This window comes from Shimia sp., from assembly GCF_049116215.1.
Taxonomy (GTDB): Bacteria; Pseudomonadota; Alphaproteobacteria; order Rhodobacterales; family Rhodobacteraceae; genus Shimia.
Map to the genome: position 1 here is coordinate 200,553 of NZ_JAGDZB010000003.1, position 25,007 is coordinate 225,559.

General features: G+C 57.6%; 26 protein-coding genes. 16 read left to right on the plus strand and 10 right to left on the minus strand.

Annotated elements, in window-relative coordinates:
• The first annotated feature begins 40 nt into the window (after window positions 1–40).
• The 3 genes from mazG to JXR15_RS09585 all read left to right on the plus strand — a co-directional run bounded on the left by mazG (window position 41) and on the right by JXR15_RS09585 (window position 2,490).
• Window positions 41–874 (plus strand): nucleoside triphosphate pyrophosphohydrolase, encoded by an 834-nt coding sequence (gene mazG / locus JXR15_RS09575; protein ID WP_422053009.1) that lies wholly within the window; start codon window positions 41–43, stop codon window positions 872–874.
• Between the two features lie 77 nt (window positions 875–951).
• Complete coding sequence (locus JXR15_RS09580) at window positions 952–1,965, plus strand: Fe(3+) ABC transporter substrate-binding protein (protein ID WP_422053010.1); 1,014 nt, start codon at window positions 952–954, stop codon at window positions 1,963–1,965.
• Between the two features lie 183 nt (window positions 1,966–2,148).
• The gene (locus JXR15_RS09585; protein WP_422053011.1) at window positions 2,149–2,490 is read left to right on the plus strand and encodes a hypothetical protein; all 342 of its coding nucleotides are present in this window, start codon (window positions 2,149–2,151) and stop codon (window positions 2,488–2,490) included.
• Between the two features lie 86 nt (window positions 2,491–2,576).
• Here the strand turns inward: JXR15_RS09585 and JXR15_RS09590 are convergent, their stop codons facing one another.
• Window positions 2,577–3,764 (minus strand): dipeptidase, encoded by a 1,188-nt coding sequence (locus JXR15_RS09590; protein ID WP_422053012.1) that lies wholly within the window; start codon window positions 3,762–3,764, stop codon window positions 2,577–2,579.
• A 168-nt stretch (window positions 3,765–3,932) separates the two neighbouring features.
• On the opposite strand from JXR15_RS09590, the gene JXR15_RS09595 reads away from it, so the two are divergent.
• Window positions 3,933–4,298: a hypothetical protein gene (locus JXR15_RS09595; RefSeq protein WP_422053013.1), complete on the plus strand. Its 366-nt coding sequence runs from the start codon at window positions 3,933–3,935 to the stop codon at window positions 4,296–4,298.
• 7 nt (window positions 4,299–4,305) lie between these two features.
• On the opposite strand, the gene JXR15_RS09600 is transcribed toward JXR15_RS09595, so the two are convergent.
• Window positions 4,306–4,746, minus strand: a complete 441-nt coding sequence (locus JXR15_RS09600) for a hypothetical protein (protein ID WP_422053014.1) — start codon at window positions 4,744–4,746, stop codon at window positions 4,306–4,308.
• A 157-nt stretch (window positions 4,747–4,903) separates the two neighbouring features.
• Between JXR15_RS09600 and JXR15_RS09605 the strand changes: the two genes are divergently transcribed.
• Complete coding sequence (locus tag JXR15_RS09605; protein ID WP_422053015.1) at window positions 4,904–5,389, plus strand: flavodoxin family protein; 486 nt, start codon at window positions 4,904–4,906, stop codon at window positions 5,387–5,389.
• 3 nt (window positions 5,390–5,392) lie between these two features.
• Here the strand turns inward: JXR15_RS09605 and JXR15_RS09610 are convergent, their stop codons facing one another.
• The gene (locus JXR15_RS09610) at window positions 5,393–5,965 is read right to left on the minus strand and encodes an MAPEG family protein (protein ID WP_422053016.1); all 573 of its coding nucleotides are present in this window, start codon (window positions 5,963–5,965) and stop codon (window positions 5,393–5,395) included.
• Between the two features lie 85 nt (window positions 5,966–6,050).
• A complete protein-coding gene (locus JXR15_RS09615) occupies window positions 6,051–6,473 on the minus strand; it encodes a winged helix-turn-helix transcriptional regulator (protein WP_422053017.1) in 423 nt (140 codons plus the stop codon).
• An 83-nt stretch (window positions 6,474–6,556) separates the two neighbouring features.
• Here JXR15_RS09615 and JXR15_RS09620 point away from each other — a divergent pair, with 83 nt between their 5' ends.
• On the plus strand, window positions 6,557–7,456 hold the full coding sequence (locus JXR15_RS09620) for an SDR family oxidoreductase (protein WP_422053018.1): 900 nt from the start codon (window positions 6,557–6,559) through the stop codon (window positions 7,454–7,456).
• A 58-nt stretch (window positions 7,457–7,514) separates the two neighbouring features.
• On the opposite strand, the gene JXR15_RS09625 is transcribed toward JXR15_RS09620, so the two are convergent.
• Complete coding sequence (locus JXR15_RS09625) at window positions 7,515–9,332, minus strand: M3 family oligoendopeptidase (RefSeq protein WP_422053019.1); 1,818 nt, start codon at window positions 9,330–9,332, stop codon at window positions 7,515–7,517.
• Between the two features lie 128 nt (window positions 9,333–9,460).
• Between JXR15_RS09625 and JXR15_RS09630 the strand changes: the two genes are divergently transcribed.
• On the plus strand, window positions 9,461–10,291 hold the full coding sequence (locus JXR15_RS09630; RefSeq protein WP_422053020.1) for a fumarylacetoacetate hydrolase family protein: 831 nt from the start codon (window positions 9,461–9,463) through the stop codon (window positions 10,289–10,291).
• A gap of 57 nt (window positions 10,292–10,348) precedes the next feature.
• On the opposite strand, the gene JXR15_RS09635 is transcribed toward JXR15_RS09630, so the two are convergent.
• Both JXR15_RS09635 and JXR15_RS09640 read right to left on the minus strand, forming a co-directional pair.
• Window positions 10,349–11,311, minus strand: coding sequence for an alpha/beta hydrolase (locus tag JXR15_RS09635; protein ID WP_422053021.1), 963 nt, complete (start codon window positions 11,309–11,311; stop codon window positions 10,349–10,351).
• Window positions 11,311–11,601, minus strand: a complete 291-nt coding sequence (locus JXR15_RS09640) for an SCP2 sterol-binding domain-containing protein (protein ID WP_299419591.1) — start codon at window positions 11,599–11,601, stop codon at window positions 11,311–11,313. The genes JXR15_RS09635 and JXR15_RS09640 overlap by 1 nt, the downstream gene beginning before the upstream one ends.
• 70 nt (window positions 11,602–11,671) lie before the next feature.
• Between JXR15_RS09640 and JXR15_RS09645 the strand changes: the two genes are divergently transcribed.
• The 6 genes from JXR15_RS09645 (at window position 11,672) to JXR15_RS09670 (ending at window position 17,637) form a co-directional block, all read left to right on the plus strand.
• A complete protein-coding gene (locus JXR15_RS09645) occupies window positions 11,672–12,265 on the plus strand; it encodes a tetratricopeptide repeat protein (RefSeq protein WP_422053022.1) in 594 nt (197 codons plus the stop codon).
• Window positions 12,266–12,296: 31 nt separating this feature from the next.
• Entirely contained in the window at window positions 12,297–15,146 is a 2,850-nt protein-coding gene (locus JXR15_RS09650) for a helicase-related protein (protein WP_422053023.1), read from the plus strand.
• 4 nt (window positions 15,147–15,150) lie between these two features.
• Entirely contained in the window at window positions 15,151–15,543 is a 393-nt protein-coding gene (locus JXR15_RS09655) for an RNA-binding S4 domain-containing protein (RefSeq protein WP_422053024.1), read from the plus strand.
• A gap of 49 nt (window positions 15,544–15,592) precedes the next feature.
• A complete protein-coding gene (gene fdxA / locus JXR15_RS09660) occupies window positions 15,593–15,931 on the plus strand; it encodes a ferredoxin FdxA (RefSeq protein ID WP_164641880.1) in 339 nt (112 codons plus the stop codon).
• Between the two features lie 297 nt (window positions 15,932–16,228).
• A complete protein-coding gene (locus JXR15_RS09665; protein ID WP_299419603.1) occupies window positions 16,229–16,747 on the plus strand; it encodes a CarD family transcriptional regulator in 519 nt (172 codons plus the stop codon).
• A 119-nt stretch (window positions 16,748–16,866) separates the two neighbouring features.
• Entirely contained in the window at window positions 16,867–17,637 is a 771-nt protein-coding gene (locus tag JXR15_RS09670; RefSeq protein WP_422053025.1) for a potassium channel family protein, read from the plus strand.
• On the opposite strand, the gene cobS is transcribed toward JXR15_RS09670, so the two are convergent.
• The gene (cobS, locus tag JXR15_RS09675; protein ID WP_422053026.1) at window positions 17,634–18,398 is read right to left on the minus strand and encodes an adenosylcobinamide-GDP ribazoletransferase; all 765 of its coding nucleotides are present in this window, start codon (window positions 18,396–18,398) and stop codon (window positions 17,634–17,636) included. The two genes, JXR15_RS09670 and cobS, sit on opposite strands and share 4 nt — an antisense overlap.
• An 83-nt stretch (window positions 18,399–18,481) precedes the next feature.
• Between cobS and cobT the strand changes: the two genes are divergently transcribed.
• Window positions 18,482–19,492, plus strand: a complete 1,011-nt coding sequence (gene cobT / locus JXR15_RS09680) for a nicotinate-nucleotide--dimethylbenzimidazole phosphoribosyltransferase (protein WP_422053027.1) — start codon at window positions 18,482–18,484, stop codon at window positions 19,490–19,492.
• 21 nt (window positions 19,493–19,513) lie between these two features.
• Here the strand turns inward: cobT and JXR15_RS09685 are convergent, their stop codons facing one another.
• Together JXR15_RS09685 and JXR15_RS09690 are read right to left on the minus strand one after the other, a co-directional pair.
• The gene (locus JXR15_RS09685) at window positions 19,514–21,394 is read right to left on the minus strand and encodes a monovalent cation:proton antiporter-2 (CPA2) family protein (RefSeq protein WP_422053028.1); all 1,881 of its coding nucleotides are present in this window, start codon (window positions 21,392–21,394) and stop codon (window positions 19,514–19,516) included.
• Between the two features lie 29 nt (window positions 21,395–21,423).
• The gene (locus JXR15_RS09690) at window positions 21,424–21,879 is read right to left on the minus strand and encodes an Lrp/AsnC family transcriptional regulator (protein WP_299419616.1); all 456 of its coding nucleotides are present in this window, start codon (window positions 21,877–21,879) and stop codon (window positions 21,424–21,426) included.
• A gap of 153 nt (window positions 21,880–22,032) precedes the next feature.
• On the opposite strand from JXR15_RS09690, the gene hppD reads away from it, so the two are divergent.
• Together hppD and JXR15_RS09700 are read left to right on the plus strand one after the other, a co-directional pair.
• On the plus strand, window positions 22,033–23,130 hold the full coding sequence (hppD, locus tag JXR15_RS09695; protein ID WP_422053029.1) for a 4-hydroxyphenylpyruvate dioxygenase: 1,098 nt from the start codon (window positions 22,033–22,035) through the stop codon (window positions 23,128–23,130).
• A gap of 151 nt (window positions 23,131–23,281) precedes the next feature.
• Window positions 23,282–25,006, plus strand: a complete 1,725-nt coding sequence (locus JXR15_RS09700) for an amidohydrolase (RefSeq protein ID WP_422053030.1) — start codon at window positions 23,282–23,284, stop codon at window positions 25,004–25,006.
• Window position 25,007: the final 1 nt, after the last annotated feature.

Below are 25,007 nucleotides of genomic sequence, written 5' to 3' on the forward strand. Positions count from 1 at the left end.
GTTCAGTTAACATCAAAAGCAAATTCCGGAGCGCGACGCAATGGCCGAAGATCCTCTTATCCTCAATCCCAACGGCGGATTGCCGCGTCTTTTGGAAATCATGCGGCGTTTGCGTGATCCGGAGACCGGCTGCCCTTGGGACATTGAACAGGATTTCTCCACCATTGCACCCTACACAATTGAGGAAGCTTATGAGGTGGCGGATGCGATTGAACGCGAGGCCTGGGATGAGTTGAAGGGTGAATTGGGCGATTTGCTGTTCCAGTCGGTGTTTCATGCGCAGATGGCGACGGAACGGGGCTTGTTCACCTTTGATGAGGTGGCGGACACGATGTCGGACAAGATGGTCGCGCGTCATCCGCATGTGTTTGGCGATGAAAACCGGGACAAATCCGCCGAACAGCAAACCCGCGATTGGGAAACCGTGAAGGCGGCGGAACGGGCAGGGAAAGCGCAGCAAGGCACGCTGGATGGTGTGGCGCTAGGGTTGCCAGCTTTGCTGCGCGCGGTGAAATTGCAGAACCGCGCGGCGCGGGTTGGGTTTGACTGGCCGGACATCTCTCAAGTGGTTGACAAAATTGTTGAGGAAGCCGGAGAGCTGGCTGAAGCACGGGACACGCTGTCGCAGGTGGAGATCGAAGAAGAGTTTGGCGACATGCTGTTTGTGATCGCCAATCTTGCGCGGCATTTGAAGATCGAACCCGAGGCGGCGCTGCGTGCCACAAATGCCAAGTTTGTCAGGCGGTTTGAGGGGGTCGAGGCCAAGCTCAAAGCGCGCGGAAAAACCCCACAGGAGAGCGACCTAGCCGAGATGGATGCGCTCTGGGATGAGGTGAAGGCAGAGGAAAAGTCACGGAAAATTAATCCTGAATGAATTATTCAGGTATTGACCTGATTAAAAAACTCAGATTAAAGCGGCGTCATCGAAACCGTGACACCGTGAGTGATGACATGACCAAATTTCTTTCCACGTCGATCTTCTTTACAGCCGCTGCAGCCGTTGCCGCGCCAGTTCTGGCTGAAGAAGTCAACGTCTACTCCTATCGCCAGCCTGAGCTGATCAAGCCGCTGACCGATGCTTTCACCGCTGAAACCGGCATCAAAGTGAACGTTGCTTACTTGCAGAAAGGCATGATCGAGCGTCTGGAAGCCGAAGGCGAGCGTTCCCCAGCCGACCTCGTTCTGACCGTGGACATCTCGCGTCTGGCCGGTGTTGTGAATGCAGGTCTGACTCAGCCGGTAGAAAGCGACGTGATCAACGCCAACGTGCCAGCGCAGTACCGTGACCCGGACAACCAGTGGTTTGGTCTGACCACCCGTGCACGTATCGTATACGCGTCCAAAGACCGCGTCGCTGATGGTGAAGTCACCACCTACGAAGACTTGGCAGACCCAAAATGGGCGGGCCGCGTCTGCACCCGTTCCGGCACCAACGCCTATAACGTGGCACTGACCTCCGCAGTGATCGAGCATCACGGCGAAGAAGGTGCAAAAACCTGGCTGGAAGGCGTGAAGTCCAACCTCGCGCGCAAGCCACAGGGCAACGACCGCGCTCAGGTGAAAGCGATCTGGGCTGGCGAATGTGACATCTCAGTGGGCAACACCTACTACATGGGTAAGATGCTGGGTGACGAAGAGCAGAAAGAATGGGCCGACAGCGTACGCATCGTGTTCCCAACCTTCGAGAACGGCGGCACCCACGTGAACGTTTCCGGTGTGGCGCTGACCAAATCCGCACCAAACAAAGACAACGCCATCAAGATGATGGAATTCCTGACCTCGCCACATGCGCAGGAAATCTACGCGGAAGCCAACTTCGAGTACCCAATCGCGCCGGGCACCGAAGCCTCTGAACTGGTGAAAAGCTGGGGTGAGTTCACCGCTGATGACGTGAACCTGATGACCCTCGCCGGTCACCGCTCCCAGGCGCTGAAAATCACCGAGCAGGTTGATTTCGACGGCTAAACCGGCTGTTGAGTGAGACGAAGAAGGCGGCCTTTGGGCCGCCTTTTTTACGTTTGCAGAGAACGTCCGTTTTCGAGGTGCAAACGTTCAGAGGCGTTCGAGCGGGATACCAAGAATCCCCCCTTGTGCTTTCAAAAAAGTCCATTTTGGTTACCGGAACTGGTAGTAAAAAAGGTACACGGTATGCCGAAACGGACGATCAAAGACACGGATAAGTCTCGTAATATTCAAGTAGAGGTCACAGGTGAGTTGAGCCTGGACGCTATGGAGGAGGTCTTGAGCGGCGCGGCTTCGGCGCTGGGGCTGACTATGTCACACATCACCACATTGAGCCGTAAAAAGTACCCCAACAACCGGCATTGGCATTTCAAAGAAGACCTCAAAGCCAAAGGCTGTTTGGATGTGACCTATTGGCCTGCTGGGCCTTTGTTTTGGATCACCATCAGGAATTTTGAACCTGATTGGGTTCATCGTTCGGGGGAGAGGTTGGCGTCGTTGATGGAAGAGCGGTTGGCGGAATTCTGACTAAGGAATTCACCAGCATGAAGCGTGTGTAAACACCGCCGAAGCTCCCGAATGAACGCTCGGGAGCTTCTCTTTTTGGAAAAAAGTTAGTCCAACCGCGCCCGCAGCACGCGCAGCATATTCTCACCCATCACTTTGCGGATTTGTGCCTCGCTCAATCCTGCGTCCATTAGGGCCTGCGTGAGTGCTGCCAGCTCGGAGGTGTCAAACGCCGTGCCCACAGAGCCGTCGAAGTCCGAACCCAAGGACACGTGGTTTTCGCCCAACAGGTCCACCGCCGCTCTCACGGTTTTGGCCACGCCCGCCGGGCTGTCATCACAGGTCACATCCGCCCAATAGCCGATGCCAACCACGCCGCCGCCCTGGTCCATGCCGTTTTGCACGATTGCCTGCATCAGCGCGTCTTCATAGTTTCGTTTCACCGGGCAGTTGCCGTAGATGCCGGTGTGGCTGACGATCATTGGCATGTTGGTCATCTCGATGACCTCGCGCGCCACCTGTGGGCTGGAGTGGGCCACGTCGATCACCAGATTGCGCGCTTCCACGGCTTTCACCACCTCGTGGCCAAAGTCGGTCAGGCCTTTGTTGCCAATGCCATGCAGCGAGCCGCCGAGTTCGTTGTCAAAGAAATGCTGCAGGCCAATCACGCGGTAGCCGACGTCTTGCAGCTTTTGCAGGTTGTCGATGTCGCCTTCCAGCGGATGTGCGCCTTCGATGCCCAGCATTCCGGCCACAACGGTTTTGCCGGCGGCACGGTCGGCCAGCACAGCATCAAGCTCTGCTTTGGTGCGCACGATGCGCAACTGACCGTCAGAGCGCTCCTCTGCGTCCTGCAGGCGTTCGGCTTGGTAAACCGCGCGCTCAAAAATGCTGTCCCAGGTGCGAGGTGGCCACAATTGGCCGACGGCCAGAAGCGTGATGTTGTCGCGCGCATCGGCGGAGTTGCTGTCGTAGTTTTGGCCTGCCGGGGATTTGGTCACAGCGGTGAAAACTTGCACGGCGACATTGCCTTCGATCAGGCGGGGCAGGTCGACCTGCCCGCGATTTGCCAGTTCCAGCGGGTCACGCTTCCACAGCAGCGTGTCGGCATGCCAGTCGCCTACGGTGAGGCTGGCGTGCAGGTCTTTCGCGGCATCGCTGACCTCATAGGGCGCGTGGTCTTTCACGGTGTTGCGCGATTTCTCTACGTGTCCCGGTGCCACAATCAAAAAGGCAACCACAGCCACAATCACAATGAGCAGCAACCGGCCCAACCATTTCCCCAAGGTGCGCATGTTCTTTTCCCCAATGCGTGTGTTTGGTCGCAGCCTAGGAGCAGAGACGCATTTGTCAAAGGTTGACGTAACAAGAGCGGATTATTGCGACCTTTGTTCTTGGAGCTTTGCGGCAAACGGGCGTCATGGCACTGTGTCGGGTATTGGATTGTATCGTGAGGACAGAAGATGATTTTGAGAAGCGTTTTGGTGGCGGCACTGGCTGTGTCTATGGGACTGTTTGTGGCGGATGGAGCCTTGGCAAAAGACAAGGGTGGTCAAGGCAATAGCAAGAAAGTGAAGATCGATAAGCCAGGCAAGGGCAATGGCAACGGAAAGGTCATTCCTCCGGGGCAGGTGAAACGCTACACTCGTGGTGCCAAGCTGCCGACCGATTTGAAATGGGACGACATTGGCGATTTGGACAAATGGAAGTTGAAGGCTCCGGGCAAAGGCAACCGCTACATCCGCGTGGATGATGAGATTTTGGAGGTCTCGGACGACCTCTCAACGGTGGTGGATGCGGTTGGCATCGTGGGGGATCTGCTGAAGTAAGGCGCGTCTACATGCGCACGCAGTTGATTGGCGCTTTGTCAGCCGACAGGATCATGTAGTTTTCCGAAGTGAATGTGACCGTTGCGCTGGCATCGCTGCCGTCCAGAAGGGCCCGGCGCAGGGTTTCGGCATGTTCGCTGCGGCGTGCGTCCTGACCGTCGATTGTCAATTTGCTGACATAGGCGGAGACCGGTGTGTCGCTGAGCGTGCCGTTGACCAACTGGTAGTCAGAGCGATAGCGCGCCTGGGCTGAGACCTCTTGGTCCAGCCCGAGGAAGTCGATGTTGACCAGCGCATCCAGTCGCCCGGTTTCCGAAAACGTCACATTGGAAACCGCATCATTGTCTGCTGCGCTGCGCGCGCACGTCCACGTGCCAAGGATAGATTGTGCAGAGCTAAAAGGGGCTGAAAGCAGTACCAAAGTGGCGGCGGTTAACAAGGCTTTCATATCGGGTCTCCTATGGACAAAACAAGCGCACAAGTAACGCAAAACCAGTTGAACAGAGCGTAGAACAGGCGACGTGGCGCTTCAATCTTTGAGTGTGATTGTTTCGGGAGCCTCCACGCGGCTATGGTGGGCTTGCATAAACGGCCAAGGGGCGGACATGGCGCAGGTTTTGATTGTCTATCACACTCGCACAGGCGGCAGTCGGCAAATGGCAGAGGCGGCGTTTGCAGCGGCTCGTGCGGAGGGGAATGCGCGGCTTTTGTCTGCGGAAAAGGCACAGCCAGAGGATGTGCTTGCGGCGGATGGCTATCTGTTCTGCGGGCCGGAAAACCTCGCCGCGCTTTCGGGGGCGATGAAAGAATTTTTTGACCGCTGTTACTATCCGGTGCTGGGGCAGATCGAGGGGCGACCGTATGCGCAAATGATTTGTGCCGGGTCCGACGGGCAGGGCGCGGCGCGGCAGTTGGCGCGGATCGCCACAGGATGGCGGCTCAAAGAGGTGCAGCCGCCGCTGATTGTCTGCACTTTTGCGCAAACGCAGGACGAAATTTCCGCGGAGAAGGTGATTGGCGCGGCGGATTTGACGCGCTGCGCAGCGCTTGGCGCAGCGCTGGGGGCAGGGCTGGCGATGGGGGTGTTTTGAGGCCTAGAACAGCAAGGCCAGTGCCAAGTAGCTGGACATGCCAAACAGCGACACCAGACTTAGGCTCATAAAAATGCCACGCAGGCCGTCTTTACCACTCAGGTAGGAATAGGCATGACCAAGGCGGCCAAAGGCAAATCCAATCATCCAGATGAACGCCAGGCTTTTTGAGGGCGAGATCAACATCATAGCTGGAGCAAGGATCGCGAAGTAGAGGGTGTTCTCTGACGCGTTGTTATGGGCGTCGTGGTGACGCTTCACTTCCCGTGTCCCACTCGGGTCCGCATCTGTTTCCAGCTTTCCGGCCTTGGCCCATTCTTCCGGCGTGGCCTGTAGGCCATATTTGAGGCGCGTGAGCTCGGTGCTGGTCATCAGCCAGACATGGTTGGCCAGCAGCAGCAGTCCGCTGATGGTGAAGGCAACCAGGATGGGCTTGGAGGGCACAGCTGGCACCGTCGGCGCAACGCCAATCAATAGGTTCAGCACGATGGCGGCTACAATCAGAGCAAAGGGGTAGAGGATGATGATGCGGCGCACGCGCCGCACGCGATTGGGGTCTATACCGTTCTCAGTCACGCTAAACTCCTCCACTCTCACCCTTGAGTGGTAGAACACATGGTCATGTTCAATTCAGATAACAAGTGTGAGGTGGTGCGCGCGGTTAGCCATGCTTATGAGAATAGGCCGTCTGCGCCTGTGAAATGTCCGCCTCGTGCTCCACTGCCCAGTTGGCCAAGCCGGTGATGTGGCCCAGCAGTGAGTGACCCAAAGGGGTGAGGCTGTACTCAACGGAGGGCGGACGGGTGTCAAAGACTTCGCGGTGCACTAAGCCATCCCGCTCCAGCCCACGTAAAGTGACAGTCAACATTCGTTGCGAGATACCCGCCACCGCGCGCAAAAGGGCACGAAACCGTTCCGGCCCACGCCCCAGTCGCAGCACCACCAGCACGCTCCATTTGTCTCCAACCCGATCCAGCACATCGCGCACCGGACAGGTGCCGCTAAAGTCATTGGCGACCCAAGCGTCCACACCGTCGTTCATCTCCTGAATCTCGGAGGGGGTTACTTCTGTGTTCCTATCCAATGAATTAGTGCCTCCTTTTGGTGACAAACCAAGTCTCCTAAGTGTGGTTCTTAACAGTAACCACCATACCATGGAGAACCACTATGAACCAGACCGTTGCCATTTTTGGCGCCACCGGCGCACAAGGCGCTCCCGTTGTGCAGGAAGCGCTTGCCAAAGGGTTGACCGTGCGCGCCGTTGCGCGTGACGAGGCCAAAATTTCCGACATGCATGGCGCGGCGCAGGCCTATGCGGCCACTTTGGATGATGTTGACGCCATCGCGCGGGCACTGGACGGCGTAGACGCGGCCTTCTTGCATCTGCCAGCCCCAACCAATCCGGAAGATCCGCAAACCTGGATGACCGCGTTTTTCACTGCGGCGCATCAAGTTGGCTTGCCGCTTCTGGTGTTTACAACCGGCGGCACCACAGGGGACCGTTACCCATCTTCGATGATGATCGATGCCACAACGGGCGGCATGATGGCGGTTTTGAACAGCGGCATACCCTCCATTGTCTTGCAGCCCACCATCTATCTGGAAAACCTGTTGCCCGGGTTCTTGACACCGCAGCTGAAAACCGAAGGTGTGCTGGCCTATCCGCCGTTGCCGGACACAATGAAGGTCACTTGGACCTCGCATTTTGACCAAGCGCGTGTGGTGGTGGCGGCGTTGACCCGTCCCGATCTGGCCGGGCAGCATTTTGAAATTGGCACGCCCGCGCCGCTGACTGGTGGGCAAATGGCAGAGCTGTTGTCTGGCTGGGTGGATCGCCCGGTGTCCTTTGCCCCGCAGTCGCCCGAAGCTTTGGGGGCGCAGGTGGCGGAGGCCTTTGGCAATCCGGGCATGGGGCACATGCTGACCGACATGTACGGAGCGCTGGCCAAAATGGACGATGACGACATGTGTATCGATACGCAGCAGATTGAGGAGACCTTTGGTGTCACCCTGTCCACTGTTGCGGACCACATCAAAAGCTGGGGCAAAGCTGCTGCGGCGGCCTAAGAAAAAGGGCCGGGGAGTTTTCCCCGGCCCTTCGATATTTGCGAGACAGCTTGAGGCGTCACTCCATCGCCTCAAGCTCGTCGATCATTGACGAAATCATGCTCAGACCCTTGTCCCAGAACTTCGGATCGGAGGCGTCCAGGCCAAATGGTGCGAGCAGTTCGGAGTGGTGCTTGGAGCCGCCCGCTTTGAGCATTTCGAAGTATTTGTCCTCAAAGCCTTCGTCGCCTTCGGCATAAACCGCATAGAGCGCGTTTACGAGGCCGTCGCCAAAGGCATAGGCGTAGACGTAGAACGGCGAGTGCACAAAGTGCGGAATATAGGCCCAGAAGGTTTCATAGCCGTCCATATATTCAAACGCCTCGCCGAGGCTTTCGGCCTGTACCGACATCCAAAGCGCGTTGATGTCTTCTGGTGTCAGCTCGCTTTCACGACGGGCGGCGTGCAGTTTGCACTCAAAGTCGTAGAACGCGATTTGGCGCACCACGGTGTTGATCATGTCCTCAACTTTGCCCGCCAGCAGGATTTTGCGCTGCTCCTGGGTTTCGGCTTTGTCCAGCATGGCGCGGAAGGTGAGCATTTCGCCAAACACCGAGGCGGTTTCCGCCAATGTCAGCGGGGTGGAGGAGAGCATCTCGCCCTGGTCTGCGGCCAGCACCTGGTGCACGCCGTGGCCCAGTTCATGCGCCAAGGTCATGACATCGCGTGGTTTGCCGAGATAGTTGAGCATCACATAGGGGTGCACGTTGGTCACAGTGGGGTGGGCAAAAGCGCCGGGGGCCTTGCCGGGTTTCACACCCGCATCAATCCAGCCTTTGGTGAAGAATGGCTCTGCCAGCTCGCCCATACGTGGATCAAAGGCGTTATACGCGTCCATCACGGTTTTTTGCGCGGTGTCCCAATCGACGGTGGTTGGGTCTTCCATGGGCAGCGGTGCGTTGCGGTCCCAAACCTGCATCACGTCCAGCCCCAGCCATTTGCGCTTCAGCTCGTAGTAGCGGTGGCTGAGCTTGGGGTAGGCGGCAACCACGGCGTCGCGCAATGCCTCGACCACCTCGGGTTCCACATCGTTGGACAGGTGACGGCCGGTTTGCGCGGTCGGCATGTTGCGCCAGCGGTCCACAACTTCTTTTTCCTTGGCGGCGGTGTTGTGCACGCGCGCGAAGATTTTGATGTTTTCGGCAAAAACCTCGGCCAGCTCACGTGCCGCCGCTTCTCGCTTTTCGCGGTCCGGGTCGGTCAGGAAATTCAGCGTGCCTTCGATGTTGAGCTCTTCGCCGTTCACGTTGAAAGTCAGCCCTGCGATGGTTTCGTCAAACAGACGCTCCCATGCGTCGCCCACCACACCAAGATCGTGCAGGAATTTTTCCAGCTCGTCCGACAGCTGGTGCGGCTTCATTGCGCGAATGCGGCGGAAGACTGGCTCATAGCGCGCAAGCTCAGCGTTTTCTGCAAAGGCGGTGGAGAGGGTGTCATCTTCGATGCGGTTGAGTTCCAGCGTGAAGAACACCAGCGGTGTGGAGAAGTTTGTCAGCTTTTCCTGCATGTTGGCCATGAATTGCGCGCGTTCGGCGTCTGTGGTCAGCTGGTAGTAACGCAGGCCGGCGTAAGACATGATGCGGCCGGACACTTGCGAGATTTTCTCGTTGCGCTGCACACAGGTTAGTAGGTCGGCAGCGGACAGGTCGGCCAGTTCGCGTTCATAATCGGAGGCAAAGGCGGCACATTCGCCTTCAAGCCAGTCCAGGTCGGCGGTCAGCTCTGGCGCGTCGTCGCCGGTATACAGGTCGCTCAGGTCCCACTCTGGCAGGTCACCAAACTCATTTGCGCCGGAGGAGGCGTTTGCGTCGCGGACGGGAAAGGGAAGGTTCAGCATGGAAGCGGCCTTTGTTCAAAAATCTGTTGTGGATCAGATAGGCAGAGCGGGGCGGGAGGTTCAAGAGGGGGTTGCACTCCTTTGCGCGGCGCGGGAGCATAGCGGTAAGTCAAAGACGGAGGATTGAGATGCGGTTTGTGCGGTATGGCGAACGTGGGGCGGAGAAGCCCGGCGTGTTGGACAAGGCGGGACAGGTGCGGGAATTGTCCGGTGTGGTGGCAGATTTGGCTGGCGACGTGCTGGCGGACCTGCCGGAGGTGGATCCGGAAAGCCTGCCTCTGGCGGAAGGCGATCTGCGACTGGGCGCACCGGTGGGGCAGGTGGGCAAGTACCTGTGCATTGGTCTGAACTATTCTGACCACGCCGAAGAGGCGGGCATGGATATTCCCAAAGAGCCAATCCTGTTTATGAAAGCCACTAGCGCCATTGTGGGCCCGGATGATCCGGTGATCCTGCCGCGCGGGTCTGAAAAAGGCGACTGGGAGGTGGAGCTGGCCGTGGTGATTGGCAAGGCGGCAAAATACGTCTCCAAAGAAGACGCGCTGAGCCACGTGGCAGGCTATACCATCGCCAACGACGTGTCGGAGCGCAGTTTCCAGATCGAGCGTGGCGGGCAATGGACCAAAGGCAAAAGCTGCGACAGCTTTGGGCCGCTAGGGCCGTGGCTGGTGACGCCGGATGAGGTGGGGGATGTGCAGGACCTTGCGCTGGCGCTGGATCTCAATGGAGAGCGGGTGCAGACCGGCAATACGGTGTCGATGGTGTTTGGCGTGGCGGAGATCATCTCGTATCTCAGCGACATGATGACCTTGCATCCTGGCGATGTGATTGCCACCGGCACGCCGCCCGGTGTTGGCATGGGCTTCAAGCCGCCGCGCTATCTGCAAGCGGGGGATGTGATGGAGTTGAGCATTGCGGGGCTGGGCAAACAGCGCCAGCGGGTGATGCGCGACGGGTGATATCTGCCAAAGAAAAGTGAGGGGCCAGCCTCTCACACACACCGGGATATTTCCGGACTATGAATGCCCAGGGAAGTGGCTGTCATAAAAGGCAGCACAGGCGTCAAAGATGTGGGTGCGCGTTTCCGGCACTTCCATCAGGACTTCATGTTCACCATCCTCAATCAGGTCCAACGTGCCATTGGGCCAGCGTGCCATTCGGTCATGGACCTCGCCAGTGTGCACAATGCGCTCATCGGTGCCGAGGAAGGTCAGGCACGGGATGTCAGGCGAAGGACGGGAACGCAGGTCTTTGCATTCCTTGAGCGCTTCATAGACCCAGTTGATTGCCGGCCCAGCAAGGGCGAGATCAGGCTGCCCGGTCATTTGGCGCTGCATATACGCGTACATGTCGGGGTCTTTGGTCAGCGTGTTGTCGTCAAACGGTTGGTCGAGCACCAGGGTGACCGGTGAGGTCATCGGGGACAGGCGGCCGCCAAATCCCAAAGGTTTGCTCAATGCGCCAATTGTCCAGGCGGCGGCCCGCAGGTGGGGTGCCAGACCAATGCCCCACATTGGGGCAGAGAAGGAGGCGGTTTTGACCGGCAAGCCTTCGTGCAGCGCGCGCAGGCCAATGCAGCCGCCCATAGAGTGGCCCAACAAGTGCCAGGGCTGCGGCAGGTCCAACCCGCCAAGCGCAGTCAAGACAGCGGCCACGTCGCGCTGAAAATCCGCAAAAGTCTCGACATAGCCCACATAACGGGGCTCCACCATGCGATCCGCCAGCCCTTGACCACGCCAATCGATGGCAATCATCGCGTAGCCACGAGCCGCAAAATCTGCGGCAGCACGGCCGTATTTTTCCACATATTCCGTGCGGCCAGGAAACAGCAGCACAGTCCCTTTGGCCGGGCCATTGGCGTTTTCCAAAGGCCAATGGGCAAAGCGCAGGCGCACCCCGTCATCCGCTGTCACCCAGTAAGCCTGCGCCTCTGGGCCTTCGGCAACGTCGTGATGAAAAGGCGCGCTCTGCAAAGTCATTAGGCCAGCACGCCGCCCAGCTTCATCGCCGCGCCCATGTCGCCGTCAATTGCCAGTTTGCCAGACATGAAAGCCGCCGTAGGGTTCAGTTCACCGTCGAGAATCGACTGAAAGGTGTCTGCGTCGGCAGTCATGGTCACATCTGCGTCGTCGTCGCCAGCGCGAACGCCGTCCGCGTCGATGATGATGGCGCCTTCGCCTTCGATGGCAAATTTGGCAGAGCCGTCAAAGGCTTCACCGCCAAGTTTCTCGGTCAGGGCTGCCACTGCGGCGGAAATGATATCGCTCATCTGCTTGATCCTTCAAATTCTTGTGCACATGTTGGGAATCACACGCACACGGGCTACATTGATTTACGTTATGGTCAACTTACGACATCTTCTCAAACCTACCGTTGCGGCATTTGTGCTGTGTGTCACGGTATTTCAACCAACAGTTGCCGTTTCTCAGGAAAATGACACCGCTGAGATCGTATCCGACGGCGAAATGTCGCGTATGATGGCAGAGTTGAAGGTGGCGGATGCCGCGCGGGCAGAGCAACTGGCTGGGCAAATTCGCCATCTGTGGGATGCGTCCGGGTCTGCCACGGCGGATTATCTTTTGCGCCGCACGCGCAAAGCAATTGATGTGTCTGAGATGGAAGCCGCGGTGGAACATGCCACGGCGCTGGTGGATCACGCGCCGGAATTTGCCCAAGGCTGGGCCGAGCGGGCGCGTGCCTATTATGCACTGGATCTATATGGACCAGCTTTGAGTGATTTGGAGCAGGTGATTGCGCTCAACCCGACACATTTTGATGCGGTGATGGGATTGGCCATTATGCTGGACGAGATTGGCAAGCCGGAAGATGCCTATGAGGCTTATCAGCAGGTGCAGTCTATACATCCCCATCAGGCGGGCCTAACAGAAGCTTTGGAGCGACTCGCGCCGTTGGTGCGTGGACAGGATCTCTGAGCCATAACTTTTAGCCAAACGGGGCAAACAGATGGCCGACTATCGGCAGATCACGGCGGTGTTGGGCCCCACCAACACAGGCAAAACCCATTATGCCATTGAACGGATGCTGGGCTATCGCACTGGGGTGATTGGCCTGCCGCTGCGGCTTTTGGCGCGCGAGGTCTATGACCGCATCGTGGCGGCCCGCGGCCCGTCAGTGGTGGCGCTGGTCACCGGCGAAGAGCGTATTGTGCCGCCGCGTGCCCAGTATTGGGTGGCAACAGTTGAGGCGATGCCTGAGGGGCTGGGCGCGGACTTTGTTGCGATTGATGAAATCCAGCTTTGTGCAGATCCCGAGCGCGGGCATGTGTTTACCGATCGCTTGCTGCGGATGCGTGGCACCCAAGAGACCTTGTTTTTGGGCAGCGATACCATGCGCGGCACCATTGCTGAACTGGTGCCCGAGGCGCAGTTTATGCGCCGCGAGCGCATGTCGACCCTGAGCTATTCCGGGTCTCGCAAAATCAGCCGGATGCAGCCACGCTCCGCGATTGTTGGGTTTTCGGTCGACAATGTTTACGCCATTGCCGAGCTGATCCGTCGTCAAAAAGGCGGCGCCGCGGTGGTGATGGGGGCGTTGAGCCCGCGCACACGCAACGCGCAGGTCGAGCTCTATCAGAACGGCGATGTGGACTACCTCGTGGCGACCGATGCCATTGGCATGGGGCTCAACCTCGACATCGATCACGTGGCTTTTGCTTCTACCACTAAGTTTGATGGGCGACGTATGCGGCCTTTGGCGCCCAATGAGCTGGCCCAAATCGCGGGTCGGGCAGGGCGGGGCATGAGCCACGGCACCTTTGGGGTGACCGGCGAGGCCCCCCCGCTGGACGAAGGTGTGGCCGAGGCGATCATGGAGCATCGTTTTACACCGGTACGCAAACTCAATTGGCGCAATGCGGCGCTGCAATTTGGCACCGTGGATGCGCTGATCAACTCGCTCGAGGTTGGCTCTGACGACGAGCTGCTGATCAAAGCGCGGGAAGCGGACGATTTGCGGGCGCTCAAGACCGTATCGCGTGAGGCGGAAGTCATGGCTCGGGCCAGCGACGGGCGCTCGGTGCAATTGCTGTGGGATGTGTGCCGCATCCCGGATTTTCGCGGCATCAGCCATGCCGAACACGCCCAGATGATTGAACAGATTTTTGGCTTCCTGCATCAAAACGGGCAAGTGCCGGACGATTGGCTGGCACGGCAGGTCAAAAGGCTGGATCGCGCCGATGGTGACATTGACACATTGTCGAAACGTCTGGCGTTTATCCGCACGTGGACATATGTCGCACAACGTAAAAACTGGGTAAGTGACGAAAACCATTGGCGTGGGGAAACCCGCGCGGTAGAAGATCGCCTATCGGATGCTCTGCATGAGCGTCTAACGCAAAGATTTGTGGATCGGCGCACATCGGTTTTGATGCGCCGGCTCAAACAGAAGGAGGCCCTTTTGGCCGAAGTGAATGATAAAGGTGAGGTGACCGTCGAAGGTGAATTCGTCGGTCGTCTTGAAGGGTTCCGTTTTAGTGCGGACAAAGAAGCCAGCGGACAGGAAGCCAAGACGCTGAAATCAGCGAGCTTGCAGGCGTTGGCGCCGCAGTTCCATTTGCGCGCGGATCGGTTTTACAACGCGCCGGATACGGAAATCGACTTTACCGAACAGGGTGGCCTCATGTGGGGCGAGCACGCGGTGGGCAAATTGGTTGCCGGTGCAGAACCTCTGAAGCCAATGATCGACGTCTTTGTTGACGAAGAAGCAGGCGCAGAAGTGGCGCAGAAGGTGGAACGCCGTCTTCAGCACTTCATCGACCGCAAGATTGCGGCGCTGTTTGAACCTCTGTTGAACCTGAGCAAAGACGAAGAGCTGAACGGCTTGGCGCGGGGCTTTGCCTTCCGCATGGTCGAAAACCTTGGCATCATTCCGCGTGGCGAAGTGGCCACCGAAGTGAAAGAGCTGGATCAGGACGCGCGCGGCACTCTGCGTAAGCACGGCATCCGTTTTGGTCAGTTCACCATCTTTATGCCACTGCTGCTGAAACCCGCACCGACACGGTTGCGTCTGGTGTTGTGGTCTTTGGCGCAAGGTCTGCAGGACTTCCCAGAATCCCCGCCTCCAGGTTTGGTGACAGTGCCAACCATCAAAGAGGCGCCCCGTGGTTACTACGCCATGTCCGGCTACCGCGCCGCAGGTGAGCGCGCGATCCGCATCGATATGTTGGAACGTCTTGCAGATATGCTGCGCGCCGAAGATAGCCGTGGTGGGTTTGAAGCCAAAGCCGACATGCTGTCGATCACCGGCATGACGCTGGAGCAGTTTGCTGATCTGATGCAGGGCCTTGGCTATGCGGCAGAGAAAGGCGAACGGGCGAAGGTGAAGGCCGCGCCAGAGGCGACGCCAGCGGAAGAAACGGCAGCTACGGAAACACCTGCGCATGCGGAGGCATCTGAGGCGGTTGCAACAGAAGAAGCAGCCCCTGAAACGGATGCCGCGCCAGAAGCACCTGTTGAAGAGGCTCCAGCCGAAGAAGCTGCGGCCGAGGCTGCATCTGCCACTGAAACTGCTGCCGAACCTGAGGTGGAAGTGTTCTACACCTTCACATGGGCTGGCCGTCAGGGCGGCAATCGCAATCAGCAACGTCGTGGCGGCGGCCAAGGTCAGGGCGGCCAGCGCCGCAACGACCGTCAGGGTGACAAGCCCCGTGGCAAAGGTGGCAAGCCAAAAGGCAAAGGCCCGCGTCGCGACAATGGTCCTAAGCAGTTCCAGGCCCGCCCTCCTAAAAAGGAGAAGGCGATTGACCCGGACAACCCCTTTGCTGCGGCACTTATGGGGCTGAAAGACAAGGGCTGAGCGCGTGAGCGCTCCGTCCCCCAACGGCCTGTCTCCTAAGCTTCGGGCAGACAAATGGCTTTGGCAGGCGCGGTTCTTCAAGACCCGTGGCCTGTCGGCCAAAGTCATCACTGGCGGTCATCTGCGTGTAAATGGACAGAAAATCGCCAAAGCCAGCTATGGTGTGACAATTGGTGACGTTTTGACGTTTCCACAGGCCAAACGTGTGCGGGTGATTAAGGTGGCCGGGCTTGGCGAAAGACGCGGACCTGCGCCGGAAGCGCAAACATTATATGAAGATTTGACGCCGGAAGAGAAACCTGTTCCCAAGAGCCCCGGCTCTGACGGAAAAGGGCGTCCAACCAAGCGTGATCGCCGCAATCTCGATCTTATGAAGTCTTCGCGGCTTGAAGATTAAGCCGCTCTGTTTTAGGCAGTTCGTCAAAGCTGATGTGAAAGACTGAGCCATGACCTACGTCGTTACTGAAAACTGCGTCGCCTGCAAATACACTGACTGTGTCGAAGTCTGCCCGGTGGACTGTTTCTATGAGGGCGAAAACTTCCTTGTGATCCACCCAGACGAGTGCATCGACTGTGGTGTGTGTGAACCGGAATGCCCTGCGGATGCGATCCGTCCGGACACCGAGCCAGATATGGAGAAGTGGGTCGAGTTCAACCGGAAGTACTCCGAGCTGTGGCCGGTCATCATCACCAAGAAAGACCAGTTGCCCGAAGCTGAAGAGCGCGACGGCGAAAGTGGCAAAATGGAGAAATACTTCTCCGAAGCACCCGGCGAAGGTGGCTAAGGTCTCACGACTGGCTGATTCGGTCTGAAAATGGGACAAGACTGCTGTCCAAGCTGTACATTGCAGCCTTAAGAGGCTGAAAACTGAGCACAAAACACCTTTTGAAGCCTGCTGCGCTTTAAAAGGCGCGGTTTTTGTGTTATATTACTGTCACAGAGGACATAACTGCCTGAGAGCCATCCCCGCATTTGCTGAGGGTGGCTTTTTCTACCAGAGGACATTCCGTATCGGGAAACAGCCTTTCCCGAGCGAAAATTTGTCGTCTGGCATGATGGGGGCTCACAAAGGAAGTACTGCATGAGCAAATCCAAGAAAAACGAGTTCAGCCCGAACGAATACGTTGTCTATCCGGCACACGGCGTGGGGCAGATCATTTCCATCGAAGAGCAGGAAGTTGCAGGCATGCAGCTGGAGCTTTTTGTGATCTCGTTTGAAAAAGACAAAATGACCCTGCGGGTGCCGACCAACAAAGCCACCGAAATTGGCATGCGGTGTCTGAGCAGCCCGGACGTGATTGAGCAGGCGATGAAGACCCTAAAAGGCAAAGCCAAGGTCAAACGCGCCATGTGGTCCCGCCGCGCGCAGGAATATGAGCAGAAGATCAACTCCGGTGATCTGATTGCCATTGCCGAGGTTGTCCGCGACCTGCACCGAACCGATGATCAGCGTGAGCAGAGCTATTCTGAGCGCCAGCTCTATGAAGCGGCGCTGGAGCGTTTGACCCGCGAAGTGGCTGCGGTTGCCGATGGTGACGAAGCTGCTGCGGCCAAGAAAGTGGACGATGTATTGGTGTCTCGCGCACCGGCCGCCGCTTAAGCGTTTCACACGTGTTTTGAGGGGATCGCACCTGAGGGTGCGGTCCCTTTTTTGTGGCCTATCAAACCGTTGCGTGAATCCACGTGTTGGCGTTTACTGCCTGAAAGGGAAGGGCGCAGATGGACAAGATCAAGGCAACAGTTGAACGGCTTTACACGGATCACACGCCGGAGGCGGTGAAGTTCCGCTATGCGCTGATCATTTTTGATTTTGTCACCATCCTGTTTTTTATCGCAACCGCGCATGTGCCTTATGGTGCGGGCCTCATCCTCGCCAGTCGTGTGACCGGGGTGATTATCTGCCTTGATTTGGTGGCGCGGTGGTGGGTGGCCGAGGACCGCAAGTTTTTCCTCACACGCATCTACACCATTGCGGATGTGGTGGTGATTGGCTCGCTGTTTATTGATCCTTGGTTGCCTGGTGATCTGGCATTTTTGCGGGTTCTGCGTGGCCTGCGCCTGATCCATTCCTACCACCTGCTCTACGACCTGCGCCGGGACAGCCGTTGGTTCCGCACCCATGAGGACGCGGTGATTGCGACCATCAACCTGTTTGTTTTTGTCATGGTGACCTCGGCGTCGTCGCTGGTTTTCTTCATCGACAAAGAGGCCACGGCCACGCCGTTCATTGATGCGATGTACTTCACCGTGGCGACGCTCACCACGACTGGATATGGCGACATCACTCTGGATAGCCCTGGCGGCAAGCTGTTTTCCATCTGTATCATGGTGGGCGGCGTGGCGCTGTTTGTGCAACTGGCGCAAGCGATCATCAAACCGCAGAAGGTCCGGCATAAGTGTGGGAGCTGCGGCCTGTTGCGCCATGATCCCGATGCGGTGCATTGCAAACATTGCGGCGCCACGATCTGTATCGAGACGGATGGCGCTTAGAAGTACTGCGCTAGGATCACAAGGGTGAAGAGTAGGGTGATCTCGGTGATTTGTTGAGTTGCTCCGAGCACATCGCCGGTCTGACCGCCAATTTTCACCCGTGCCGTGGCGGAGCACAGCGCCGCCATCACAAACGCCACGCCAGCCAAGATCACGCCGGGCACACCAACACAGCCAAAGGCCGTCACACCCGCCAGCGCAAAACCTGTGAGCGCGCCCGTGCGGGGTGCACGGCCTTGGGAGTGGCTTAAGCCATCGCTGCGGGCATGAGGCAGGGCGGCCATCACCAATGTCATATTGGCGCGCGACAGCATCGCCACGGCCAGTAGCCCAAACAGCCAGACGTCCGCTTCCAGCAGGATCGTGATAGCGCCCCAGCGGGCGGCAATGGACAGGCACAGCGCAATGACGCCGTAGGCACCAATATGGCTGTCACGCATGATCTCTAGTCGCCGGACTTTGTCCCAACCGCCCCAGAAACCATCTGCGGTGTCGGCAAGCCCGTCTTCATGCATGGCACCACTCATCACCACCATGGCGGTGAGCCAGACCACAGCGGCCAATACCGGCGGCAAACCAAGCAACAGCAATCCGGCGGTGGGTAGGGCCGCCAGCAAAGCGAGAGCTGCGCCGGCAATGCAATAAGCCCATGCAGCGCGTGCGCCACGCGAGAAATCCGCTTTCACCGGCAGGCGTGTCAAAAGCGCCAAAGCAGTGTTGATGTCGCGAGGGCGAAACGGTGACGTGTCGGAACTGGCCATACCTGCGTCTTTTTCCTTACTTGCCGGGGGCTGGATATGAGGTAAACAGCGCTAACGTTAAAAATTCAACAGGAGCCCGGCCAATGTCCGCAGAATTCACCTCTTTGGCAGAGTTTACAACGCTTGTGGCGGCGGCGCCGGATGTGGACCAGACAGCCCTCGGCGAAGCTGAGGCGCGCAATGGTCAATTGACCAAACCACCGGGTGCGCTTGGTCGCTTGGAAGACATGGCGATCTGGTACGCGGGCTGGCGTGGCAATCCACGCCCCAACATTGAGGCGCCGCAGGTGATTATCTTTGCGGGCAATCACGGTGTGACTGCGCAGGGGGTATCAGCATTCCCGGCGGAAGTGACCGCGCAGATGGTGCTGAACTTCGAGCATGGTGGTGCGGCGATCAACCAGCTGAGCAAACTGGCGGGTGCGGACTTGGACGTGATCGCGCTCGATCTGGACACGCCAACTGCCGACTTCACCCAAGGCCCAGCCATGAGCGAAGCGGAGGTTGTGACTGCGCTGCAAGCGGGTTGGAACGCGTTGAAAGACGACGCGGATCTTTTGGTTGTGGGCGAGATGGGCATTGGCAACACCACCAGCGCAGCGGCGATTGCCTATGCGCTCTACGGTGGAGAGGCGGAAGAGTGGGTTGGTCGTGGGACTGGCGTAGATGAGGCGGGTTTGGCCATCAAAGCGCGTGTGGTGCGTGAAGGCGTGGCGGCCAACAACACACCTAAAGGTCTGGAGGCGTTGCGTTGTCTCGGCGGGCGTGAGCTTGCCGGTATGGTTGGCGCCATGGCGCATGCACGGGTGCTGCGTATTCCTGTGATCCTTGATGGTTTTATCGCCACCGCAGCAGCGGCCACATTGGGCGAAGAGGTGGATGACGCTTTGGATCACATGATTGCAGGCCACGTGAGCGCAGAGAGTGCGCACCCAGCCTTGTTGGCGCAGATTGGCAAAGAGCCAATCCTGAGCCTCAACATGCGTTTGGGCGAAGGCTCTGGTGCCGCTGTGGCGATCAACATCCTGAAGGCAGCTGTCGCCACGCACTCCGGCATGGCCACTTTTGCTGAAGCCGGTGTGTCTGACAGCTAAGCCATACTGGTTGGAGCGCGTTTAGGCGCGCTCCTCTGGATCACTGTCGAGCTGAGCGAGCATTGCGTCCTGCAGCTCTTTCTCCAGCGATTTTGCGCGTTTCTTGTAAGCGTCGTTTTTGGACAACGGCATGTCCTCACGCCACAGCTGCGCCAACTCCTGCATTGCGTAGCGATCATGTTTGTAAAACGCCTTTTCAGCCTGCGCGGCCTCATAGTCACTCAGGCCGATGTTTTCCAAAACATAGCGCCCAGCCCGCAGTGAACTGTCAAACATCTCCCGCACAATGTCATCCGCGCCAGCCTTATAAAGTCGGTAGACATTGCCGCGATCTTTGGCGCGGGCGATAATATGCAGCTCCGGCCGTTCGCGCCGGGCAAAGGCCACCAGCTTGATTGAGGCTTCCATATTGTCCAAGGCCACCACCAGAACCCGCGCTTCACGCAGGCCCGCGGCGTGCAGGATCTCTGGGCGGGTTGGGTCGCCAAAGAAGCCTTTTACGCCAAAAGAGCGCATATTTTCGATGGCCTTCATGTCGTTGTCCAGGACCACGGTCTGATAGCCGGAGGAACGCACCAGGCGGTTTACGATCTGCCCAAAACGGCCAATGCCCGCGATGATCACAGGACCGGTTTCATCCACTTCATCGTGCTCTCTCTGTTCCTTATTCTCGCTGCGATCCGAAGTCATTTTTGACAACACATCATGCAAGATGAACAGCAGCGGCGTGACCAGCATGGTGAGCGCCACAATCAGCAGGTATTTCTCTGCCGCCCAGGCCGGGATCACGTTTTGCTGTTCAGAGAAGGTGATCAGGACAAAGCCAAATTCACCCGCCTGTGCGAGCCCCAGTGTGAAGAGCCACAGATTGCGATGGCGCAGGCCAAAAGCGCGGCCCAGCACAAATAGGATGGAGGCTTTGATGGCGATCAGGCCTAGGGTAAGGCCAATGATCTGTCCCGGCGCACGGGCAAAGACGTTGAAGTCAATTTGCGCGCCAACGGTGATAAAGAACAATCCCAGCAGCAGGCCTTTGAACGGTGCGATGTCGCTTTCCAGCTCATGGCGGAATTCGGAGTTGGCCAGAAGCACACCAGCAAGGAAGGTGCCAAGGGCAGGGGAGAGGCCCACCAATTCCATCAGAAGTGCGATGCCGACCACAATCAGCAGTGCCAGCGCGGTGTACATCTCCGGCAGGTGGGCCGCGTGGATGAAACGGAAAACGGGGCGCATGAGATAGAGACCACCAAGAACAATCGAACCGACCGCGCCCAGAGTGACCAATGTGACCCCCCAACCCGGCAGGCCTTCGACAAGTGACCGGCTGTGTTCGTCGACATGGCCGCCTTCGGCAATCGCGCCGCTTGTGGCAATTTCCAATGCTTCCGGCATTGCCAAAAGAGGCAACAGCGCCAGCATCGGGATCACGGCAATGTCCTGTGCCAGCAACACCGAGAATGTCGAGCGCCCGCCGCTGGTTTGCATCAGGCCTTTCTCGGCCAATGTTTGCAGCACAATCGCGGTCGAACTCAGGGCAAAGATCAAGCCTGTGGCAACGGCGACATTCACTGAGAAGCCCAGGAAGATACAGGCGGTGGCCACCGCGCCGGTGGTCAGGCCAATCTGTAGCCCGCCAAGCCCCAACAGCTTGTCTTTCATCGCCCAAAGCGCGCGCGGGTCCAGCTCAAGACCAATGATGAACAACATCATCACCACGCCAAATTCAGCGTAGTGCAGCAACTCATCAGCCTCATGGGTGCCAACCAGCCCCAACACGGGGCCAATCAGAATACCGGCTGCCAAATATCCCAGCACCGATCCCAGCCCCAAACGGGAGGAAATCGGCACCGCGATCACCGCGGTGATCAGGAAAATAGTGGCGGTATAAAGGGCGTCTTCCATACGTCCTGTGTCCTGTTCTGTTGCGGCGCTTAGGTTGGCAGCGGGGCGTCTCGTTTGAGTTGGTCCATGACAATTTGACTTTGCACACGGCTTACGGCGGCATGTGGGAGCAAAACCTCATGAATCAAGCGGTTCAGCGCATTGAGATCCTCACAATAGGCCCGCAGCAAATAGTCTGCATCCCCGGTCAATGTCCATGCGCTGACAATTTCGGCGCGGGTGCTGATCAGTGTGGCGAAGCTTTGCGAGTTTTCCGGCCCGTGGGTGCCCAGTTGCACCTGAATAAAGGCCTGCACCGATAGGCCGAGCTTCTGTGGGCTCAGCCGGGCGTTGTAGCCCTCGATATAGCCCTCCGCTTCCAGCCGTTGTCGTCGTCGTCCCGCCTGACTTGGCGAAAGGTTGAGGATCTCGCCCAGCTCTTGTGCGGTGAGGTGGGCGTTTTTTTGCAGAGCGGAGAGCAGGCGCATGTCGATGGTGTCTAGCATGTGCGTATCTTTCGCGTGAAACGTAAACTATGTGCGTAGACTACGCGGAATTTTTCGGAATTGCACGTCAGTTCGCGGCGTTTCCGCATGATTGGCGGCGTATTCTTGCCTCAGCGAACATCACTATCCAAGAATCCCAAAAGGAGACGCGACATGGGTCCTTTCCCACATGATGCGCCACGCGCCGAAATTTCTGATTTCAACCCAGCTGGCACCGACGGCTTTGAGTTTGTCGAGTTTGCCCATCCTGAACCACAGGAACTGCGCGATCTCTTCACCAAAATGGGCTACGTCCATGTTGCCAATCACAAGACCAAAGCCATCGAGCTGTGGCAGCAGGGCGATGTGACCTACATCCTGAACAATGAACCTGGCAGCTTTGGCCTGCGCTTTGTGGAAGAGCACGGCCCGTGCGCACCGTCCATGGGCTGGCGTGTTGTGGATGCGCAGAAAGCTTATGATCAAGCGGTGGCCAAAGGCGCAGAAGCCTATGACGCTGACGACAAAACTCTCGACTGGCCTGCGATCAAAGGCATCGGCGGCTCGCTGATCTACTTTACAGATCAGTATTACGACACATCGCCCTTTAACGAAGAGTTTGACTGGATTGTAACTTCCAAGCCGGAAGGCGACGGGTTCTTCTACCTCGACCACCTGACCCACAACGTGTTCAAAGGCAACATGGACAAGTGGTTCAAATTCTACGGCGACCTGTTCAACTTCCGTGAGATCCGTTTCTTCGACATCGAAGGCAAGTTCACCGGCCTGCGCTCGCGTGCGTTGACCTCGCCCTGTGGCAAAATCCGGATCCCAATCAACGAAGACCGCGGCGAGACCGGTCAGATTGTGGCCTATCTGAAGAAATACAACGGTGAAGGCATTCAGCACATCGCCGTGGGATCTGATGACATCTACGGCTCCACCGATGCCATCGCTGACAAAGGCATCAAATTTATGCCTGGTCCGCCTGATGCCTACTACGATCTGTCCAAAGCGCGGGTTGTGGATCACGACGAGCCACTGGATCGCATGAAAAAGCACGGCATTTTGATTGATGGCGAAGGCGTGGACGATGGTGGTGAGACCAAAATCCTGCTGCAGATCTTCTCCAAAACAGTGATTGGCCCGATCTTCTTTGAGTTCATCCAGCGCAAGGGTGACGATGGCTTTGGCGAAGGCAATTTCAAAGCGTTGTTTGAATCCATCGAACAAGAGCAGATCAACAACGGCGAAATCGAAGCCGCTGAATAAGCCTCACAGGTATCTTTCCAACCGCGGTTGGAGCGAGGGAAGCGTCGTCCATTTACGTGATGGGCGGCGCTTTTTCATGACCACAAGCCTGTTGTTTTGTGTTGCCACACTTTTAAGATGACTTCAGAAGTCCTTTTGAAAGAGTGGTTCTATGTTGAAGTTTGCCCTTGGCACCATGAGTGCCCTTCTTGTGTCGACAGCTGTTCATGCCGCTGACATGACAATCTACACCGCCCAGAAAATCATCACGATGGAAACCAATATTCCGGAAGCGACGGCGGTGGCAGTGGCAGACGGACGGATTGTCTCGGTTGGCAGTTTGGACAGCTTGAGCGACTATGTCGAAAATCATGGGGCTGTTGTGGATGAGCGCTTTGCCGAAAAGGTGTTGATGCCGGGCTTTATTGACCCCCACATTCACCCGTCTTTGCCAGCAGTTTTGACGCAGTTTCCGTTTCTGGCGCCGGATGATTGGCATTTGCCAACCGGCGATTTTCCGGGGGCTAAAACCCATGACGATTACATTGCGCAGCTGAAAGCGCTGGTTGCGGCCCATGAGGCCTCTGACCATGACCAGTCTGTGCCGTTCATCGCTTGGGGCTATCACCAACTGTGGCACGGGGAGGTGAAGCGCCCACTGCTCAATGAGCTGTTCCCGGACACGCCGGTCATGCTGTGGCATCGCAGTTTTCATGAGGTGATCGGCAATGACGCAGCGCTTGACCTGCTTGGTATCAACGAGGCGGACGCACAGGTCTATCCGGAGGAGGCAAGCTGGGAAGATGGTCACTTCTGGGAAAACGGTGCCAAAGTGCTCGTCGCTAAAATGCCCTTTCTGTTTGCGCCGGATCGCTACGGAAAAGGCATGGAGAACTTTTATGAGATGCTGCATCAGGCCGGTGTGACCTCTGCGCTGGACATGGGCACCGGTATTTTTGGTGATCCTGAAGGAGAAATCGCGCTGATCCGCGCGACTGCCGACCACATTCAGCCCCCCACGCGGCTGATTTTGACACCCATCATCACGGATTTTCTCGCAAGGAAGAAAACGCCGGAAGAGGCGCTGGCCGAAATTGAAACCTGGCGCGAAGGCAATACTGAGCTTGTGGCGATCAAGGATCACTTTAAGATCATGATGGACGGGGCGATCTTCTCCGGTCTCAGTCAATATGGCTTCCCCGGATATAAAGACGGCCATGAAGGCATCTGGATGGCACCGCTCAGCGAGACGGAAAAATGGGCGCGGTTCTTCTGGAATCAGGGGTTTCAGATCCATGCCCACACCAATGGCGACAAGTCGGCTGAGGCGTTGATTGGCATTGTGCAACGCGCACAAGCGGAGACCCCGCGCTTTGATCACCGGACAACATTGGAGCATTTTGCCTTTGCCCACGAAGAACAGCTGCGTCAGATGGGCGCGCTTGGCATGGCCGTCTCGGCCAACCCCTACTACCAGTACATTTTGGCAGACATCTATGCGCAGAACTGGCTGGGGGAAGACATTGCCCGCTTCATGGTGCCGCTGGGGGCCGCTCGCCGACAGAATGTGACGGTGGCGTTGCATTCAGACAACCCGATGGCGCCGCTCAGCCCCCTGGTACTGGCGGATGCAGCGGTGAACCGGACCACCATCAATGGCATGCAAAATGCGCAAGTTGAGGCCTTAACCGTGCATGAAGCGATGCGCGCCATCACCATTGATGCAGCCTGGGTGATGAAGCGGGAGCATGATTTGGGCTCAATCCGAGCCGGCAAACGCGCGGACTTTGTGGTGCTGGAGGCCAATCCGTATGAAGTGCCGATTACAGAGATCAAAGACGTGCAGATCTGGGGCACGGTTTATGAAGGCACTGTGCATCCTGTGATAAAAAACTAGG

Bases quoted from the DNA above. Each gene is read 5' to 3' on its own strand.
- JXR15_RS09595 (WP_422053013.1), top strand. From the start codon at position 3,933: ATGATTTTGAGAAGCGTTTTGGTGGCGGCACTGGCTGTGTCTATGGGA.
- hppD (WP_422053029.1), top strand. From the start codon at position 22,033: ATGGGTCCTTTCCCACATGATGCGCCACGCGCCGAAATTTCTGATTTC.
- JXR15_RS09690 (WP_299419616.1), bottom strand. From the start codon at position 21,879: ATGCTAGACACCATCGACATGCGCCTGCTCTCCGCTCTGCAAAAAAAC.
- JXR15_RS09630 (WP_422053020.1), top strand. From the start codon at position 9,461: ATGCGGTTTGTGCGGTATGGCGAACGTGGGGCGGAGAAGCCCGGCGTG.
- JXR15_RS09605 (WP_422053015.1), top strand. From the start codon at position 4,904: ATGGCGCAGGTTTTGATTGTCTATCACACTCGCACAGGCGGCAGTCGG.
- JXR15_RS09620 (WP_422053018.1), top strand. From the start codon at position 6,557: ATGAACCAGACCGTTGCCATTTTTGGCGCCACCGGCGCACAAGGCGCT.
- JXR15_RS09665 (WP_299419603.1), top strand. From the start codon at position 16,229: ATGAGCAAATCCAAGAAAAACGAGTTCAGCCCGAACGAATACGTTGTC.
- JXR15_RS09700 (WP_422053030.1), top strand. From the start codon at position 23,282: ATGTTGAAGTTTGCCCTTGGCACCATGAGTGCCCTTCTTGTGTCGACA.
- fdxA (WP_164641880.1), top strand. From the start codon at position 15,593: ATGACCTACGTCGTTACTGAAAACTGCGTCGCCTGCAAATACACTGAC.
- JXR15_RS09635 (WP_422053021.1), bottom strand. From the start codon at position 11,311: ATGACTTTGCAGAGCGCGCCTTTTCATCACGACGTTGCCGAAGGCCCA.
- JXR15_RS09625 (WP_422053019.1), bottom strand. From the start codon at position 9,332: ATGCTGAACCTTCCCTTTCCCGTCCGCGACGCAAACGCCTCCTCCGGC.
- cobS (WP_422053026.1), bottom strand. From the start codon at position 18,398: ATGGCCAGTTCCGACACGTCACCGTTTCGCCCTCGCGACATCAACACT.
- JXR15_RS09640 (WP_299419591.1), bottom strand. From the start codon at position 11,601: ATGAGCGATATCATTTCCGCCGCAGTGGCAGCCCTGACCGAGAAACTT.
- JXR15_RS09645 (WP_422053022.1), top strand. From the start codon at position 11,672: ATGGTCAACTTACGACATCTTCTCAAACCTACCGTTGCGGCATTTGTG.
- JXR15_RS09650 (WP_422053023.1), top strand. From the start codon at position 12,297: ATGGCCGACTATCGGCAGATCACGGCGGTGTTGGGCCCCACCAACACA.
- cobT (WP_422053027.1), top strand. From the start codon at position 18,482: ATGTCCGCAGAATTCACCTCTTTGGCAGAGTTTACAACGCTTGTGGCG.
- JXR15_RS09685 (WP_422053028.1), bottom strand. From the start codon at position 21,394: ATGGAAGACGCCCTTTATACCGCCACTATTTTCCTGATCACCGCGGTG.
- JXR15_RS09670 (WP_422053025.1), top strand. From the start codon at position 16,867: ATGGACAAGATCAAGGCAACAGTTGAACGGCTTTACACGGATCACACG.
- JXR15_RS09600 (WP_422053014.1), bottom strand. From the start codon at position 4,746: ATGAAAGCCTTGTTAACCGCCGCCACTTTGGTACTGCTTTCAGCCCCT.
- mazG (WP_422053009.1), top strand. From the start codon at position 41: ATGGCCGAAGATCCTCTTATCCTCAATCCCAACGGCGGATTGCCGCGT.
- JXR15_RS09585 (WP_422053011.1), top strand. From the start codon at position 2,149: ATGCCGAAACGGACGATCAAAGACACGGATAAGTCTCGTAATATTCAA.
- JXR15_RS09590 (WP_422053012.1), bottom strand. From the start codon at position 3,764: ATGCGCACCTTGGGGAAATGGTTGGGCCGGTTGCTGCTCATTGTGATT.
- JXR15_RS09580 (WP_422053010.1), top strand. From the start codon at position 952: ATGACCAAATTTCTTTCCACGTCGATCTTCTTTACAGCCGCTGCAGCC.